This is a genomic window from Pseudomonas sp. TMW22090, from assembly GCF_022496665.1.
Classification (GTDB): domain Bacteria; phylum Pseudomonadota; class Gammaproteobacteria; order Pseudomonadales; family Pseudomonadaceae; genus Aquipseudomonas; species Aquipseudomonas gregormendelii.
Map to the genome: position 1 here is coordinate 41,393 of NZ_SCFH01000009.1, position 17,326 is coordinate 58,718.

General features: G+C 60.8%; 14 protein-coding genes. 8 read left to right on the forward strand and 6 right to left on the reverse strand.

Features of this window, described 5'->3' with window-relative positions; all coding sequences use genetic code 11:
• Positions 1 to 31: 31 nt before the first annotated feature.
• From EQV97_RS22990 to EQV97_RS22995, 3 genes are all read left to right on the forward strand, one after another.
• Positions 32 to 1,240: an MFS transporter gene (locus EQV97_RS22990; protein ID WP_122838009.1), complete on the forward strand. Its 1,209-nt coding sequence runs from the start codon at positions 32 to 34 to the stop codon at positions 1,238 to 1,240.
• Positions 1,237 to 1,359, forward strand: a complete 123-nt coding sequence (locus tag EQV97_RS28920; protein ID WP_276614361.1) for a hypothetical protein — start codon at positions 1,237 to 1,239, stop codon at positions 1,357 to 1,359. The genes EQV97_RS22990 and EQV97_RS28920 overlap by 4 nt, the downstream gene beginning before the upstream one ends.
• Before the next feature lie 83 nt (positions 1,360 to 1,442).
• Complete coding sequence (locus tag EQV97_RS22995; protein ID WP_122838010.1) at positions 1,443 to 1,994, forward strand: redoxin domain-containing protein; 552 nt, start codon at positions 1,443 to 1,445, stop codon at positions 1,992 to 1,994.
• Positions 1,995 to 2,071: 77 nt separating this feature from the next.
• Here EQV97_RS22995 and EQV97_RS23000 read toward each other — a convergent pair whose 3' ends face one another.
• The 3 genes from EQV97_RS23000 to EQV97_RS23010 all read right to left on the reverse strand — a co-directional run bounded on the left by EQV97_RS23000 (position 2,072) and on the right by EQV97_RS23010 (position 4,472).
• Positions 2,072 to 3,343 (reverse strand): outer membrane protein transport protein, encoded by a 1,272-nt coding sequence (locus EQV97_RS23000; protein ID WP_122838011.1) that lies wholly within the window; start codon positions 3,341 to 3,343, stop codon positions 2,072 to 2,074.
• Between the two features lie 146 nt (positions 3,344 to 3,489).
• The gene (locus EQV97_RS23005) at positions 3,490 to 3,972 is read right to left on the reverse strand and encodes a hypothetical protein (protein WP_045060574.1); all 483 of its coding nucleotides are present in this window, start codon (positions 3,970 to 3,972) and stop codon (positions 3,490 to 3,492) included.
• Between the two features lie 275 nt (positions 3,973 to 4,247).
• Complete coding sequence (locus EQV97_RS23010) at positions 4,248 to 4,472, reverse strand: hypothetical protein (RefSeq protein WP_008031832.1); 225 nt, start codon at positions 4,470 to 4,472, stop codon at positions 4,248 to 4,250.
• Positions 4,473 to 5,455: 983 nt separating this feature from the next.
• Here EQV97_RS23010 and EQV97_RS23015 point away from each other — a divergent pair.
• Positions 5,456 to 5,779, forward strand: coding sequence for a hypothetical protein (locus tag EQV97_RS23015; protein ID WP_082069201.1), 324 nt, complete (start codon positions 5,456 to 5,458; stop codon positions 5,777 to 5,779).
• A 175-nt stretch (positions 5,780 to 5,954) separates the two neighbouring features.
• The gene (rmuC, locus tag EQV97_RS23020) at positions 5,955 to 7,319 is read left to right on the forward strand and encodes a DNA recombination protein RmuC (protein WP_163019378.1); all 1,365 of its coding nucleotides are present in this window, start codon (positions 5,955 to 5,957) and stop codon (positions 7,317 to 7,319) included.
• Between the two features lie 31 nt (positions 7,320 to 7,350).
• Here rmuC and EQV97_RS23025 read toward each other — a convergent pair whose 3' ends face one another.
• The gene (locus EQV97_RS23025) at positions 7,351 to 10,821 is read right to left on the reverse strand and encodes a PAS domain-containing hybrid sensor histidine kinase/response regulator (protein ID WP_240890119.1); all 3,471 of its coding nucleotides are present in this window, start codon (positions 10,819 to 10,821) and stop codon (positions 7,351 to 7,353) included.
• A 128-nt stretch (positions 10,822 to 10,949) separates the two neighbouring features.
• A complete protein-coding gene (locus EQV97_RS23030; RefSeq protein WP_122838013.1) occupies positions 10,950 to 11,489 on the reverse strand; it encodes a TetR/AcrR family transcriptional regulator in 540 nt (179 codons plus the stop codon).
• 91 nt (positions 11,490 to 11,580) lie between these two features.
• Between EQV97_RS23030 and EQV97_RS23035 the strand changes: the two genes are divergently transcribed.
• From EQV97_RS23035 to EQV97_RS23045, 3 genes are all read left to right on the forward strand, one after another.
• Positions 11,581 to 12,771 (forward strand): MFS transporter, encoded by a 1,191-nt coding sequence (locus EQV97_RS23035; protein ID WP_240890120.1) that lies wholly within the window; start codon positions 11,581 to 11,583, stop codon positions 12,769 to 12,771.
• 113 nt (positions 12,772 to 12,884) lie between these two features.
• A complete protein-coding gene (locus tag EQV97_RS23040; protein ID WP_240890121.1) occupies positions 12,885 to 14,021 on the forward strand; it encodes a TDT family transporter in 1,137 nt (378 codons plus the stop codon).
• A gap of 112 nt (positions 14,022 to 14,133) precedes the next feature.
• Complete coding sequence (locus EQV97_RS23045) at positions 14,134 to 16,008, forward strand: MFS transporter (protein WP_240890122.1); 1,875 nt, start codon at positions 14,134 to 14,136, stop codon at positions 16,006 to 16,008.
• Positions 16,009 to 16,052: 44 nt separating this feature from the next.
• On the opposite strand, the gene EQV97_RS23050 is transcribed toward EQV97_RS23045, so the two are convergent.
• Positions 16,053 to 16,979: a GGDEF domain-containing protein gene (locus EQV97_RS23050; RefSeq protein ID WP_240890123.1), complete on the reverse strand. Its 927-nt coding sequence runs from the start codon at positions 16,977 to 16,979 to the stop codon at positions 16,053 to 16,055.
• Positions 16,980 to 17,326 lie beyond the last annotated feature (347 nt).

Genomic DNA, 17,326 nt, shown 5'->3' on the forward strand with positions numbered 1-17,326 from the left:
GCGGGTATATACCCGCTATCGGAGAACAATAATGACATCGATGTGGCGTACGTGCGGTTGGGTGTTGCTGGGCAGTGCGCTGATTCTTGCGTTGTCGCTGGGCGTTCGCCATGGCTTTGGTCTGTTCCTGGCGCCGATGAGTGCCGAGTTTGGCTGGGGCCGCGAAACCTTTGCCTTTGCCATCGCCCTGCAGAATCTGATCTGGGGCCTGGCGCAACCCTTCACCGGCGCCCTGGCGGATCGTTTTGGCGCGGCCAAGGTGGTGCTGATCGGCGGGGTGCTATACGCCGCTGGCCTGGTGTGCATGGGCCTTTCCGATTCGGCAGTGACCTTATCCTTGAGTGCCGGCCTGCTGATCGGGATCGGACTGTCGGGCACTTCGTTCTCGGTGATTCTCGGGGTGGTCGGGCGCGCGGTACCACCGGAAAAACGCAGCATGGGCATGGGCATCGCCAGTGCGGCCGGCTCGTTTGGCCAATTCGCCATGCTGCCCGGCACCCTGGGGCTGATCGGTTGGCTGGGCTGGTCTGCAGCCTTGCTGGTGCTGGGCTTGCTGGTGGCATTGATCGTCCCCTTGGTCGGCATGCTCAAGGACAAACCCCTGCCGTCCCTCGGTCATGAGCAAACGCTGGGTGAAGCGCTGCGCGAAGCCTGTTCCCATTCGGGGTTCTGGCTGCTGGCGTTCGGCTTTTTCGTCTGCGGTTTCCAGGTGGTATTCATCGGCGTGCACCTGCCGGCCTACCTGGTGGATCAGCACCTGCCGGCAACGGTCGGCACCACGGTGCTGGCGCTGATCGGCCTGTTCAACATCTTCGGCACCTACACCGCCGGCTGGCTCGGCGGGCGCATGTCCAAGCCGCGCCTGCTGACCGGGTTGTACCTGCTGCGCGCGGTGGTCATCGGGTTGTTCCTGTGGGCGCCCGTCACCACCACCACCGCGTACCTGTTCGGCATGGCGATGGGCTTCCTGTGGCTGTCCACGGTGCCATTGACCAACGGCACCGTCGCCACCTTGTTTGGCGTGCGAAACCTGTCCATGCTCGGGGGCATTGTTTTCCTGTTTCACCAGTTGGGCTCGTTCCTGGGCGGCTGGCTGGGCGGGGTGGTGTATGACCGGACCGGGAGCTATGACTTGATCTGGCAAGTGGCGATTCTCCTCAGCCTGTTGGCGGCGGCCCTTAACTGGCCGGTGCGCGAGCGGCCCGTGGCGCGGTTGCAGACGCAGTTGAGTGCATCGTGAGCCGTCCTTGGTCGCGTATTGCCCTGGCGGCGGCTGGTGCCTTGCTGCTGGCCTTGGCGTGGTGGGGCTGGCACCAGGGCGGGCTGGCATTGATGCAGTTGGGCATGGGCGTTTGTTAGAGCTGTTTGCCTGACTGGTGCTTGCTAGAAAGAGGTGCGCGCGAGTAACTTCGCTCTGACGACCTTCTCAAGGATGCACGGATATGTTGACGCGCTGGTTAGCCGTTCCCGCGTTACTGATTGCGTTTTCTGGACTGGCCCAGGCAGCCGAATGCCCGGAACTGCTACAGGGCTCGCTACCGAAGTTGCGCGCCAAGGAATCGATCGATTTGTGCCAGCGCTTTGCTGGCAAGCCGCTGGTGGTGGTCAATACCGCCAGCTTCTGTGGGTTCGCCCCGCAGTTCAAGAGCCTTGAAGCGCTCAATCAGCGCTACAAGGCGCAGGGCCTGGAGGTGATCGGCGTGCCCTCCAACGACTTCAAGCAGGAGTCCAAGGACGACGCCGAGACCGCCAAGGTCTGCTACGTCAATTACGGTGTGACGTTCACCATGACCGAGCCGCAGAAAGTGCGGGGTGACGACGCGACTCACCTGTTCAAGGTGCTTGCCGAACAGACTGGCGCGCCGAAATGGAATTTCTACAAATACGTGGTCGATCGCCAGGGCAAGGTGATCGCCAATTTCTCCAGCCTGACCAAGCCCGACGACCCCGAGTTTATCGCTGCTGTCGAGAAGGCCATCGCCTCGCAACCCTGATCGACGCCCATTAAAAAGCCCCGCTGCTGTCACACAGAGCGGGGCTTTTTTGATTCAGGCGCGCAAGGCGTCTCTCATCAGAAGCGGTAGGTCGCGCCTACACCGAAACCATTCGCCCAGTTTTCATACTTGGCGTTGTAGCTCTGGCCACGGTCGTTGCTGTTGTTGACCTTGACTGCTTCTTCGCGCAGGTACGAATACGCCACGTCGATGGTCAGGTCGTCGGTCGGGCTCCAGCCGGCGCCCAGGCTGAAAATCTTGCGATCGCCAGTCGGAATGCGTGGGGAGCGGTCGACGTTGTTGGTCGGCGCCTGGTCGAAGGACAGGCCGGTACGCAGTACCCATTGCTTGTTCAACTGGTAGGACGCGCCGATGGCGTGAGCCCAGGTGTCGTGCCAGTTCTGGTCTTCGGTGATGCTGCCGAATTGGCCATTGAGCACCCCGGGTACACCGCTGTTTTCCACGGTGATTTCTTTCAGGCGGCTCCAGCGGGTCCAGGTGCTGCCGGCGTACAGGGTCCACTGGTCATCAAGCTGATGGGTCACCGAGAAGTCGACCGACTCAGGCGTCGTCAGGTCCAGGGATGCGTCGTACTTCTGGCTCGGGTTCTGGCCGATCAGGCCCAGGACGTTGTAGTTGACCTTGGTGTTGCCTTCGAGCTTGTACTTCACTTTCGAGTGGTATGTCAGGCCCAGGCGGGTGCTGTCAGTGGCTTGTACCAGCACGCCGATGTTGTAGCCCAGCGCGGTGTCGTCACCCTTGATCTTGACTTCGCCATCGCCGGCGGCCTGGGTGATCGACAGGTTCGATTCCAGTTTGCCGTCGATGCGGTTGATGGTCGGGCCGAAGCCGATCGACACCTTGTCATTGAAGGCGTAGCTGACGGTCGGTTGCAGGGTCACGACTTTAACGTCGCTCTTGCTGCCGAAGTAGCGGCCGCCGAAGTTGCTCTCATAGTCGGTCACCAGGCCGAAGGGTGCGTAGACGCCTACGCCCACTGCCCACTTGTCATCGATCGGCTTGACGTAATAGCCCATCGGTACGGCGATGAACGGGACCATGTCACCGTGGTTGGTGCCGCCGTTCGGGCTGGAGCTGGCGTGGCTGATATCGGTGTGTGCGTCGAGCATTGCAGCGCCGCCGGTGACTTGTTCGCGCTTGATGCGCGACATGCCGGCAGGGTTGCCAAAAATGGTGCTTGCGTCATCGGCAGAGGAAGATCGCCCGGCAAAACCTGTACCCATCCCGCTGATACTTTGTTCGTTGATGGCAAAGCCAGCTGCAAAGATCTGGGTGGATGCCAAGGTAACGGCGAGGCTAAGGGTGGTTTTGAGCATTACTTTTTTCATTATTAGAACTCCTGGTGATCACCGGGGCGAAAATTACCAACATTTTCGTCCCAGCGCTATAGGCTGTAATGCTTGAGTTAGAGCGGTTTTGTAGGACAATCAGACCGGATTCGCCGCGAGTTGGGCGATCTTGTGAGAGGGGTGGTTCAGCAGGCGACCTGATTCAGCGTTGAAACACAGGTATGCCAGGCATAGGTGAAATCACGCAGGCGGCCTTGGGGCTGGAAGGTCTGGCGCCAGATGCGGGCCATGCCGAGCAGATCATCGGCTTCGGGGAGCGAGGTGTTTTGTTCTTCTACCAGCAGCCAGGCGATGGCGGTGGCGTAACGCAGGTTGACGGTCAATTCCAGATGCGGGCTGCTGAGGAACGCATGCTGGCTCGCCAGGCCGCGCACCAGGCTGGCGCGCTCCGGGTCCAGGGCCAGGTAATGATCCCAGAGCGCCTGGTGGCGCGGTTCGGCGATTCGGTACAGGCCGTGGCCACGGCGGTCGTGCAGGGCGGAACCAAGGGCTGACTGGCTGGCGGCGATACCCAGCAGCAGGGATTCGGCAGTTGCGCTGTGGCGTCCGAGGTAGAGCAAGGTCGGACGAATCACATAGCGGCACAGTTCGCTGGCAGCGATACCCATAAAGCCCTCGGAGCGGAAGTGGTCGGCGATACCTGAAAGGGGGCCTTGGCAGCGATGGATCGGTTCAGGCTCGCCGGAAGCGGATCAAGCCGCTTGAGTTGAAGTGTAGTGTCATATTCGCGACGTAAAGGCCTGTTTTTAAAATATTTCCGTCGGCCAGTTATAACCGTTATATCGGTTGGTGCTTAAGCTTTGGCGGCTGGAAGGGAAATATCAGGCAATAAAAAGCCCCGCGTTTTAAGCGAGGCTTTTGATGTCTCAGTCTTTCTGGCGTATCAGGCAACCAGTGCCTGACGGGTACGCTCGATCACGGCCTGCAGCGGTTCGGCGCTGGAGTACTGATCGGGGTAGAGGCGTTCGCTGTGACGAGCGATGCCGTGTTCGTTGACCAGAGTGAAGCTGAAGCAGCCTTTGCGAGCGGCCATGATCAGGCAGTTCATTGGTGCAAAAGCGTTGGTTAGGGTGCGGATAGCATCCTGGGTGTGGATTTGAGTAGTCATTATTGGGTGTTCCTACAAGCGACACGGATAAGAGCCGTGCAAAATTAAAACGTTCCAGTGACGACGACCACCGTTGGTCGACCGAAGAACCCGACTGGAACAAAGCAGCCAGTTTGAAGCGCTGATAATTGGCGCGCTTGGGCTGGCAGGTAGGTACTTAGGAGGGCAGGCAACACATCAAGGGCAAAGGTTCTGGGCCCGGGGTGAAGATCCTGATCAATTTGCAGGCTGGTTCGGTCAGAGTAAGTGGGCCTGGCAATACCCTTTGCTTTCGATCAAAGGCTGTATTGACGCAAGGTTTACCTGGAAACCATCGAGGTGGTCGATCCCGCTTATTCGGAAGGGCTTCGTTTATGAAGGCTGTCCGGGAGGATTTGTTCGACCAGAATTGACTTTCAGCTTGGTACTAACGCCGTAGATACTAACAAAACAATATTGGTAATGGAAGGGGTATAAGCAAAGAAACCGTGGCGAGCACAATCGAACCGATTTTTCAGGCATGGCCATTGGTCGGGTGCGCTGTGCAGTAGCACAGAATCCGACCGCTGGTTGAGCACGCAGGCTTGGCCCCAGACCGGCCTGGATCAGGGGTTGTGAACGAGTAATCAACAGGTTCGTAACGCAAAACGCGCCGAAAAAGCGCATTGATATAACCGACGCGAAGGTACTTGTGCACATTAGTTGCGCACGCTGTCACGGCACTGTCATCTGACTCGCAAGCGCAGTGGGTGCCTGCAACCAAAATTTAAGTCAATGAAAAACATCGCTTTTTTTTACTGGTGAAAAAATCGTCAGTTTGACTGCGAGCCCCATTCCACAGGGGTTTGCGAGAGTTCAAGGCAGGTTGTCCACTGAGTTATCCACAGCTTCTGTGGATTGTCCCGAGCGCTTGCTCTAGGACGGGCGTGCCGGGTTTTTTAAGCTTTACCTGTAGGAAAAAAAGAGTAGAGTGGCGCGCCTTCCGATCTGCCCTACAGTGTTTTATGAAGTTTCGTTCAGTATCAGTTTCCGTAACCTCTTCACCCACCGCCGCTGTCCCACCCAAACGCTTTTCCATGCGTGTGGCCGAGTGGCTTCTGGACAGCCCGCGCCTGGGCGACAACCCGAACGTGAAACACCTCGCCGGACGTCTGCTCAAGCAGCCGGCACGTGAAGGCGTAGTGGCAGCGCAAAGCCGCCTCGGCCAGCTGATGTGTCGTGAGTGCGGCAATGCCCGCGATCGCCGCATCGGCCAGGACCTGCTGCGCCAGGCGGCGCGGGCAGGGGATCGGCGCGCACAGCGGGAACTGGGCCTGGTCGAAGACTGAGCTGTCCAAGACCTGACGCCTTGGTTAACCTTCAAGCTTTATCTCATCGGCAGGAGCGGCTATGGCTATGGACTTGACCAGCATTTTGCTTGGTCTTGCGGGGGCTGCCCTGCCGTTGTTGGTATTAGCCTGGCAATTGCAGCGCCGCGCCAGCGTGACGCAGGCGCAAGTGGCATTGCTGCAGGAGCGGCTGGCGATGTCCCTGCTGGCGCAGGACGGCCTGAACGCCCAGCTGGAAACCAGTCGCGATGAAATCGCTGACCTCAGTCAGATCAACACGTCCAGGCAGGCCGAGCTGGCCGCGCTGCGCCGCGAAGTCGAACTGTTGCAGGTCGAGCGCGACGACGCCCGGGACGCCGCGCATGCCTGGAACATCGAGCGTGCTGGCAAAGAGGCTGAGCTGCGCCGTCTCGACGCCCAAGCCGCTTCCCTGCATGCAGAGCTGCGCGAACAACAGGAAAGCCATCAGCAACGGCTCAGCGACCTCCAGGGCTCGCGGGATGAGTTGCGTGCCCAGTTCGCCGAACTGGCGGGCAAGATCTTCGATGAGCGCGAGCAGCGGTTCGCCGAGACCAGCCAGCAGCGCCTGGGCCAGTTGCTGGATCCGCTGAAAGAGCGCATCCAGTCATTCGAAAAGCGTGTCGAAGAAAGCTACCAGGCTGAGGCGCGGGAGCGTTTCTCGCTGGCCAAGGAGCTGGAGCGCCTGCAGCAGTTGAACCTGCGGTTGAGCGACGAAGCCACCAACCTGACCCGCGCACTCAAGGGGCAGAAAACCCAGGGCAACTGGGGTGAGCTGATCCTTGAGCGGGTGCTGGAACACGCGGGCCTGGAGAAAGGCCGCGAGTACCAGACCCAGGTCACGCTCAAAGGGCCTGACGGCGAGCGGTTCCAGCCGGACGTCATCATCTACTTGCCGGGCGACAAGCAGGTGGTGGTCGACTCCAAGGTCAGCCTGACGGCTTACCAGCAGTACGTGGCGGCTGATGATGAGGCCATCGGCCAGATCGCCCTCAAGCAACATGTGCTGTCCCTGCGCACCCATGTCAAAGGCTTGTCTGGCAAGGACTACAAGCGTCTCGACGGCTTGCACAGCCTGGATTTCGTGTTGCTGTTCGTGCCGATCGAAGCGGCGTTCTCGGCGGCGCTGCAAGCGGAGCCGACGTTGTTCCAGGAAGCATTCGACCGCAACATTGTGATCGTCAGCCCGACCACCTTGCTGGCGACTCTGCGAGTGATCGACAGCCTGTGGAAACAGGAGCGCCAGAGCCAGAACGCGCGGGAAATCGCCGAGCGGGCCGGTTGGCTGTATGACAAGTTCGTATTGTTCATCCAGGACCTGGACGAGGTCGGCAATCGCCTGCAACAGTTGGACAAGGCCTACAGCTCGGCGCGCAACAAGCTGACAGAGGGCCGGGGCAACCTGGTCAGTCGCAGTGAGCAGCTGAAGTTGCTGGGCGCGCGGGCGAGCAAGAGCCTGCCGGCGGATCTGCTGGAGCGGGCGATGACGGATGTGGATGGGTTGGCGGAGTTGCCGGAATAGGACAAAGATCGTCCGCGTTCGGACGATCTTTTTAAAGCGGCAAATGCTTGCTCAACAACGCCCTGAGCGCCGCCGGCTTAACCGGTTTGGCCAGGTACCCAAGCCCCGCCGCATGCACCTGGGCGACCATCTCCGGTCGACCATCGGCGCTAATCACCACCCCCGGCACCGGCTCGCCCAGACGAGTGCGTAGCCAGGCCATCAATTCGGTGCCGGTTTCGCCGTCGTCCAGGTGGTAATCGACCAGCGCCAGTTGCGGGCGCATCCCTTCGCTGAGCAGGGTCGCGCACTCATCGCGATTGCGCGCAGTCCACACCTGGCAGCCCCAGCGGGTCAGCAGGCTGTTCATGCCGATAAGGATGCTGTCCTCGTTGTCGACGCAGAGCACTTGGGCGCCACTCAACAATTTGCCGTTAAGCTCGGCAGTCTTGACCGGCAACGCCGCCTGCGCCCGGGCCAGAGGCACGCACACGCTGAACACACTGCCACGCCCCGGCCGTGAACGCACTTGCAGGCGATGGCCTAAAACCCGACACAGGCCGTCGGCAATCGCCAGGCCCAGGCCCAGGCCTTTCTCGGCGCGAGTCTGATGGCTGTCCAGGCGTTTGAATTCTTCAAAAATGACCTTCTGCTTGTCCTCGGCAATGCCCGGCCCGCGATCCCAGACCTCCAGCCACACCTCGCCCTGGCGTCGGCGGACGCCCAGCAGCACCGGGCCTTTGGCATAACGGAAAGCGTTGGTAAGGAAATTCTGCAAAATGCGCCGCAGCAATTTGATGTCGCTTTCGACCCGCAACTTGCTGCCGCGCACGCGGAATTTCAGGCCTTGGTCCCTGGCGAGTGCCTTGAACTCCGCACCCAGCACGTCGAACAGCTCATTGAGCTCGAACGGCTTCGAATCGGAGTTGATCTTGCCGTTTTCCAGGCGGGAAATGTCCAGCAAGTCGCTGATCAGGTCTTCGGCAGAGCGCAACGAGGTGTCCAGGTGCTGTACCAGTTTCTGTGCTTCGCTGGACAGGCCGTCATCCTGGTGGGAGAGGGCGGCGGAGAACAGTCGTGCGGCGTTCAGCGGCTGCATCAGGTCGTGACTGACTGCCGCGAGAAAGCGCGTCTTGGACTGGTTGGCAGACTCGGCGGTACCTTTGGCCTCGGTGAGGGCGACGTTGAGTTGCGACAGTTCGTGGGTGCGTTCGGTCACCCGGCGTTCCAGGCCTTCATTGGCTTCGGTCAGCGCCTGTTCGGCCTCACGGAACGCGGTGATGTCGGTGAAACTCATGACGAAGCCGCCACCGGGCATCGGGTTGCCGATCAACTCGATCACCCGGCCATTCGGAAACAGCCGCTCGGACGTGTGGGCGCGGCCCTGGCGCATCCAGTGCAGGCGGCGGGCGACGTGCACTTCAGCTTCGCCCGGGCCACACAGGCCGCGCTCGGCGTTGTGCCGAATGATGTCGGCAATCGGCCGGCCGACGCTGATCAAACCGTCCGGGTAGTTGAACAGTTCGAGGTAGCGCCGGTTCCACGCCACCAGCTTCAGCGACTGGTCGACCACGCTGATGCCCTGGGTGATGTTCTCGATCGCGCCTTGCAGCAACGCACGGTTGAATTGCAGGACTTCGGAGGCTTCGTCGGCGATCCGGACGACATCCTCGAGTTGCATCTCGCGGCCTTCGATCGCCGCTTTCACCACGGCGCGAGTCGACGAGGCACCCAGCACGCCCGCCAGCAAGCGCTCGGTGTGGGCGATCCACTCGCCGTCGGCATTCTGGTTCGGGTTGAAGCCTTTGCCCTGGCGATAGGCGAAGCGGATGAAACTCTGGCGGGCACGTTCCTCACCGACAAAGCGTGCGGCGAGCTGCAGCAGGTCTTCGATCTGCACCGCCAGCATCGAGCGTGCGCTTGGCCGGGCGCTGATTTCCTGGCCAATGAATCGACCGGCCTGCCAGTGTTCGGACACCCGTGTGCGCGACAGTACCGAGACCCAGGCGAATAACGTGAAGTTGCCCACCAGCGACAGCACCACCCCTTGAGTCAGTGGAGTGATGGGCAGATTCAGCGGATTGCTCTGCAGCCAGGCCAGGCCGGGGAAGGTACTCAGCGACCAGCCCAGGCTGTGCGCCGCGATCGGCAGCACCAGGGTGTAGAACCAGAGAAAGGTGCCGGCGGCCAGGCCGGCGAAGACGCCGCGGCGGTTGGCCTGCTTCCAGTAAAGTGCGCCCAGCATGGCGGGGGCCAGTTGGGTCACGGCGGCAAAAGCGATCTGGCCGATGGTCGCCAGGCTCGCGGTGGAGCCCAGCAGGCGATAGCTGACATACGCCAGCAGCAGGATCACCACAATGCTGACCCGGCGTACCGACAGCATCCACTGGCGGAACACTTCGAACGGGCGCTCGGCATTGTTGCGCCGCAGCAACCATGGCAACAGCATGTCGTTGGAAACCATGGTCGACAGCGCGACACTCGCCACGATCACCATACCGGTCGCCGCCGAGGCACCGCCAATAAACGCCAGCAGCGCCAGGGCAGGGTGTGCCTGGGCCAGCGGCAGGCTGATAACGAACGAATCCGGCAGCACCGAGCTGGGCAGCAGCATCTGCCCGGCCAGGGCGATCGGCACGACAAACAGCGCGGCCAGGGCCAGATAGGCCGGAAACACCCACTTGGCCAGGCGCAGATCCTGCGGGTCGATGTTTTCCACTACGGTCACGTGGAATTGCCTGGGCAGGCAGATGATCGCCATCATCGCCACCCCGGTCTGCACGATCATCGATGGCCAGTTGATCGTCTCCTTCCAGTACTGCTCCAGGCGGGGGGCCAGCATGGCCTGGTCAAACAGGTCTTCGAAACCGTCGTACAAACCATAAGTCACGAACGCACCCACCGCGAGGAAGGCGAACAGCTTGACCAGCGATTCAAAGGCAATGGCCAGCACCATGCCGCGGTGGTGTTCGGTGGCGTCGAGGTTGCGAGTGCCGAACACAATGGTGAACAGTGCCAGCACCAGTGACACGATCAGTGCCGTGTCCTGGGCCCGCACGCCCATGGCGTCGGCGCCGGCGCCGATCAGCAGGTTCACGCCGAGCACGATGCCCTTGAGCTGCAGGGCGATGTAGGGCAATACCCCGACCAGGCAGATCAACGCCACCACTACCGCCAGGGATTGGGATTTGCCATAACGCGCGGCGATGAAGTCGGCAATGGAGGTGATGTTCTCCTGCTTGCTGATCATCACCATCTTCTGCAGCACCCACGGCGCGCACACCAGCAGCAGAATCGGCCCGAGGTAGATCGGCAGGAATGACCAGAGCTGTTCGGCGGCCTGGCCCACGGCGCCGAAGAACGTCCAGCTGGTGCAGTACACCGCCAGCGACAGGCTATAGACCCAGGCACGCACCCGCGGCGGCAGCGGCGTGGCGCGACGGTCGCCGTAGAAGGCGATGGCAAACATGATGGCCATATAGGCCAGGGCGACGGCGGCGATCAGCCCGCTGGACAGCGACATGAGAACTCCAGGGCAAAGACATCCGGGACTCCATCCCGGTCAGACAGTCTCGCACGATGCAAGGGGTTAGTCAGTGTCGACCAAGGTCGTGGCGTGGCGGGGTGTCGCAGTCCGTATGCAGGCCCGTGTCACTGCCCCAGCGCAATATCAACCAACTGATGCAACTCCTCCACCTCCAGCGCCGCCGCTGAAAACAGGATGCGAAACACGGTCGGTGCCGCCAGCAAATTGATCAGCCGATCAACGCTCGGCCCGGGCTGATCGGGGTAACGATCCAGAATGGCCTGTAACTGGGCGCCGATGATCGTCACGCAATAACCCGGGGTCTGGCTGCACTGGACATCGCGCAGCATGTTGCGGCCCGGTTCGGAGCTCATCTCGTCCAGATATTGCTCGGCCCAGGCTCGCACGTCACCGAGCAGGCTGCCGGTGTTGGCCGGCTCGCCATCGGGCTGCATGCGTGCCAGGGCGACGTCGGCCAGCAACACGGACAGATCGCCCCAGCGCCGGTAAATCGTTGACGGCGTGACACCGGCGCGCGCAGCGATCTGCGGTACGGTCAGGGTCGAGCGTTGGTGTGTTTCCAGGAGTTCGCGGACCGCCGAATGAATCGACTCCTGCACCCGGGCACTGCGGCCACCGGGACGTAAACCTTCTTTAATAGCCATGCATCGGACCTTAACACAAAGAATTTGCTTTAAGCGCCAGCCAGCCGCACACTCCGCAAAAGCAAAATATTAGCTTTTGCGGAGATATAGCATGCCCGGTACAACGTCCAACCGTTCCAGCCTGTGGTTTCTGGCGTTCACCTTACTCAGTTTTCTCGCCGCTTCCACTGCGCCAACGCCGCTTTATCACCTGTATCAGGAGCATCTGCATTTTTCAGCGGCTACCTTGACCGTGATTTTCGGGGTCTACGCCATCAGTTTGCTCGTCGCGTTGCTCACCGTGGGGTCGCTATCGGATTTCCTGGGGCGCAAGCCGGTGATTTTTACCGCCGTGATGCTGAACATCCTCGCGATGCTGCTGTTTATCAAGGCCGACTCGGTTGCCTGGTTGATTGCCGCCCGCGTCTTGCAGGGCTTCGCCACCGGCATGGCCACGGCGGTGTTGAGCGCCGCATTGCTGGATGCCAATCGACAGCAGGGGCCGCTGATCAACAGTGTTGCGCCGCTGCTGGGAATGGCAATGGGGGCAATGGGATGTGGCCTGCTGGCTGAGTTTGCGCCGCTGCCATTGCAGCTCACCTATTGGCTGTTGCTGGTGATGTTCGTGCTGCAGGCGCTGTATGTCTGGCGTTTGCCGGAAAGCGTCAGCCGGCAACCGGGCGCTTGGGCCTCGTTGCGACCGACCCTGCATGTACCGCCCCAGGCCCGGCGCACCTTGTGGATGGTGTTGCCGATCAACACAGCGGTCTGGGCCCTCGGTGGTTTCTACGCATCCCTGGCCCCTTCGCTGGTGCGCACCGCGACCGGCTCCACGTCGAACCTGATCGGCGGTGCGACAGTTGCGGCATTGACGGTGACCGGAGCCCTGATGATCTACTGCCTGCGCAATCGGCCAGGCGACAAGGTGCTGCAACTGGGCGCCACCCTGCTGCCAGCCGGCGTCGCGTTGATCCTGATCGCCGTGCACACTGCCAGCCTGTCGCTGTTCTTTGTCGGCACCCTGGTGGCAGGGTGCGGTTTCGGCGCGGGTTTTCTTGGCGCGGTGCGCAGCCTCGTACCGCTGGCCTTGCCCCACGAGCGGGCCGGGTTGATGTCGGCGTTCTACGTGCTCAGCTATCTGGCGTTCTGCCTGCCGGCGTTGCTGGCCGGCAGCCTGACTCGCACCTTCGGCCTGGTGGCCTCCACCGACGCCTATGGCGCGGTATTGATAATACTGGCGCTGGGGGCGTTGTTTGCGCTGGTGCGCCAGCCGCCAGTGAAAGTGTGTAGCGAGGTCCGGTAACCGGTATGGCCTATATCTGTAAAACAGATAACAGTTAGAGATATTACCCGTTATATAGATATTCGATTCGGATCTACCATGAATTCCACCTCACCAGAGGACAGGAGTTCGCCATGACATGCACCACCCTCAAGCCCTTCACTCAGTTGCAGCACCCCCGCGAAGTCGTTCGCCAGTTCACGCCGAACTGGTTCGCCGCCACCATGGGCACCGGCGTATTGGCCCTGGCGCTTGCTCAGCTGCCATTTAACCTGCCGGGCCTGCGCGCTGCAGCCGAAGCGCTGTGGCTGTTCAATATCGGTTTGTTCGTGTTGTTCACCGTGCTGTATGCGGCACGCTGGACGTGGTTTTTTCACGAGGCGCGGCGCATCTTCGGGCATTCCACGGTATCGATGTTCTTCGGCACCATCCCCATGGGCCTGGCGACCATCATCAACGGTTTCCTGGTGTTCGGCCTGCCGCGCTGGGGTGAGGGCGTGATTCAACTGGCCGAGGCGCTGTGGTGGCTGGACGTAGCGATGGCGCTGGCGTGCGGGGTGTTGATTCCCTACATGATGTTCACCCGGCAAGAGCACAGTATCGACCAGATGACCGCCGTCTGGCTGTTGCCGGTGGTCGCGGCGGAGGTGGCCGCGGCCAGTGGTGGCTTGCTCGCGCCGCACCTGGGCGACGCACATTCGCAGTTGGTGGTGCTGGTGACCAGCTACGTACTCTGGGCCTTCTCCCTGCCAGTGGCCTTCAGCATCCTGACCATCCTGATGCTGCGCATGGCCCTGCATAAACTGCCTCACGAAAACATGGCCGCTTCGAGCTGGCTGGCGCTGGGCCCCATTGGTACCGGTGCGCTCGGCATGTTGCTGCTGGGCGGCGATGCACCGGCGATCTTCGCGGCCAATGCAATGGGCGGCATCGGGGAAATAGCTGCCGGCCTGGGCCTGATCGCCGGGATCACGCTGTGGGGGTTCGGCCTGTGGTGGATGCTGATTGCGCTGCTGATAACTGTGCGCTACCTGCGTGCGGGCATTCCGTTCAACCTGGGCTGGTGGGGCTTCACCTTTCCCCTCGGCGTGTATGCCCTGGCCACCTTGAAACTGGCCAGCATCCTGAACCTGATGTTCTTCAGCCTGTTCGGCTGCCTGCTGGTGGCCATGCTCGCGGTGATGTGGCTGATCGTCGGTAAACGCACGGTGCAAGGCGCGTGGCGCGGCGAGCTGTTTGTCTCACCTTGCATTGCAGGTTTAAGGAAATAAACGGCGAACACAGGTAATTTGTGGCCTGAATCAGGATTTGTCACTCCAAGTACTGTATGCACTGGTTTGCACGCCACTCATTACCCAAAATCATAACGGGGACACACGGAAGATGAGTCATCCCTCACAGTTCACCTTGCTGCGCACCCGGCGTTTCCTGCCGTTTTTCGTGACACAGTCTCTTGGGGCATTCAACGACAACATATTCAAACAGTCGCTGATCCTCGCCATCCTGTACAAGTTGACCATTGATGGCGATCGCTCGATCTGGGTCAATCTGTGTGCGTTGCTGTTTATCCTGCCGTTTTTCCTGTTCTCGGCGCTGGCCGGCCAGTTCGGCGAGAAGTTTGCCAAAGACGCGCTGATCCGCCTGATCAAGCTCGGGGAAATCGCCATCATGGCGGTAGGCGCTGTGGGTTTCATGTTCGACCACCTGTGGTTGATGCTGCTGGCGCTGTTTGCCATGGGCACTCACTCCGCGCTGTTTGGTCCGGTGAAATACTCGATCCTGCCCCAGGCCTTGCGTGATGAGGAGCTGGTGGGCGGCAACGGGCTAGTGGAGATGGGCACCTTCCTGGCGATTCTCGCGGGCACCATCGGCGCCGGCATCATGATGTCGTCCAGTCATTACGCACCGATTGTTTCCACCGCGATCATCGGCGTGGCCGTGCTCGGCTACCTCGCCAGTCGCAGCATTCCGCGTGCTGCCGCGTCATCCCCGCAGATGCGCCTGAACTGGAACATCTTCAGCCAGTCCTGGGCGACTTTGAAATTGGGCCTGGGGCAAACTCCGGCGGTGTCGCGTTCGATCGTCGGCAACTCCTGGTTCTGGTTTGTCGGCGCGATCTACCTGACGCAGATCCCGGCTTACGCCAAGGAATGGATGCACGGCGACGAGACCGTAGTGACGCTGATCCTGACGGTGTTTTCGGTGGGCATCGCGCTGGGCTCGATGCTGTGCGAGAAGCTCTCGGGGCGCAAAGTCGAGATCGGCCTGGTGCCGTTCGGCTCGTTTGGCCTGACGGTGTTCGGGCTGTTGCTGTGGTGGCATTCCGGCGGGATTGCGGACAGCGTCACGGGCCACAGCTGGCTTGAAGTGTTGGGGTTTGCCCATACCTGGCTGGTGTTGATCGACATCCTGGGACTCGGCGTATTTGGCGGTTTTTACATCGTTCCGCTGTACGCGCTGATCCAGTCGCGCACGCCGGAGAACGAGCGGGCGCGGGTCATCGCTGCCAACAACATCCTCAACGCGCTATTCATGGTGGTCTCGGCGATTGTCTCGATCGTTCTGCTGAGCATGGTCGAGCTGTCGATCCCGCAGCTGTTCCTGGTGGTGTCGCTGCTCAACATCGGCGTCAATGCCTACATCTTCAGCATCGTTCCCGAGTTCAGCATGCGCTTCATGATCTGGCTGCTCAGCCATTCCATGTACCGCGTCGAGCATCGCAACCTGGAGCAGATTCCTGATGAAGGCGCGGCATTGCTGGTGTGCAACCACGTGTCCTTCGTTGACGCCTTGCTGATTGGCGGGGCGGTACGGCGGCCGATTCGTTTTGTGATGTACTACAAGATCTACAACCTGCCGGTGCTCAATTTCATCTTTCGCACAGCCGGGACGATCCCGATCGCCGGGCGCCAGGAAGATATCCAGATCTACGAGAAGGCCTTCACGCGCATTGCTCAATACCTGAAGGAGGGCGAGCTGGTGTGCATCTTTCCGGAAGGCAAGCTGACCGTCGATGGCGAAATCAACGAGTTCAGGGGCGGTTTGACGCGCATACTCGAAGAAACGCCGGTGCCGGTGATTCCGCTGGCGTTGCAGGGGTTGTGGGGGAGTTTCTTCAGCCGCGATCCGGGCAAGGGGTTATTTCGTCGATTGTGGTCGAGGGTGACCCTGGTGGCCGGGGCCGCAGTGCCCGTCGAGGACGCCGAGCCGGCCAAGCTGCAACACCTGGTGGGCGAGCTGCGTGGTGCGGTGCGCTGAATCAGTCGCCGCGGGCCGCGTGATCAGCGTGCCCGCAGGCGAACTCAGCCGGCCATGGCCAGCCGGTTACGGCCTTCGCGCTTGGCCACGTACAGCGCGCTATCGGCCCGGCGCAACAGGCTCTCGGCGGATTCGCCGGGCAGCAAGGTCGAACAGCCGAGGCTCACCGTCAATTCAATGGATTTACCGTCCGCCAGGTACTCCTTGGCCTGGGTGGCAAAACGCAGGCGCTCGCCGACCATGGCCGCCGCTTCACGGCCGGTGTTGGACAGCAGAATCAGAAACTCCTCGCCGCCGTAGCGGAACACCATGTCCACATTGCGCAACTGGCCCTTGATCGAGGCAGCAACGGCCTTGAGCACTTCATCACCCGCACTGTGCCCGTGAGTGTCGTTGATGCGCTTGAAATGGTCGATGTCCAGCATCAATAGCGACAGCGGCTGCAAATGCCGGCGCGACATGTCGATTTCCCGCTGCAGCGTCTGGTCCATGGCGACACGGTTGCCGGTGTCTGTCAGTGGATCACGCAAGGCGCTCTGCGTGGCCACGCGGTAGAGCAGGGCGTTGCGCATCGGAAACAGCAGTGCAGACAACAGTGATTCGAGGTTGCCCTGCTCCTGTTCGGTGAAGCGCTGATTGCGGCGGAACGTCAGCTCGCCCAGATGTTCGCCCTCATGGCTCAGGCTGTAGCTGATGGAGTGGTGGCCGCGCTGGCCGAATTCCAGGCGCAGGTCGCTGGCCTTGTGCTGGTAGCTCAAGGCATCGAGCGGTACGAGTCGCTGGATCTCCCGGAAGAAGAGCCCGAGTATGCGCTGTGGCTCCAGGCTGGTTTGCAGTTGCAACACCAGTTGCTGGCGTACTTGCGCAAGACTGATGGGCCTTTCCAGAATCCGTGGCTGTTGACCAAAGCCCAGGCGTTGCAATTTGGCACTGTCGAAGTCCATTGCGTTGGTCTGGGAAGGTGATTTCATATTGCATGCGCCCCTGAGCAGTAAGACTGTCTTACAAGCTGGGTGAGAGCGGCTTGTGGGCTGCGCGTCATACTGATCCGTCAGTCCCGTAGGACATCTGTGCCAAGTCTAGTCCGCTTTGCCGACGATTAGTAACCTATCGACTGGAGCCCTGCCCCTATCTGCTATCACTCGCGTGTCTGAGCAAAATTAGAGCGAAACTCATGCCATTCGGTTCATTTGAATAAAAATTACTTTAAATCAACAGGTTGTCCGCTGGCTAAGGCGTTTGGTCAGGAACCGGCGACGGATGTTTGACTTAAAATAGGCTCAGTTGCGTGGCCCGACAGGTGCCGCGGCGAAAAGCC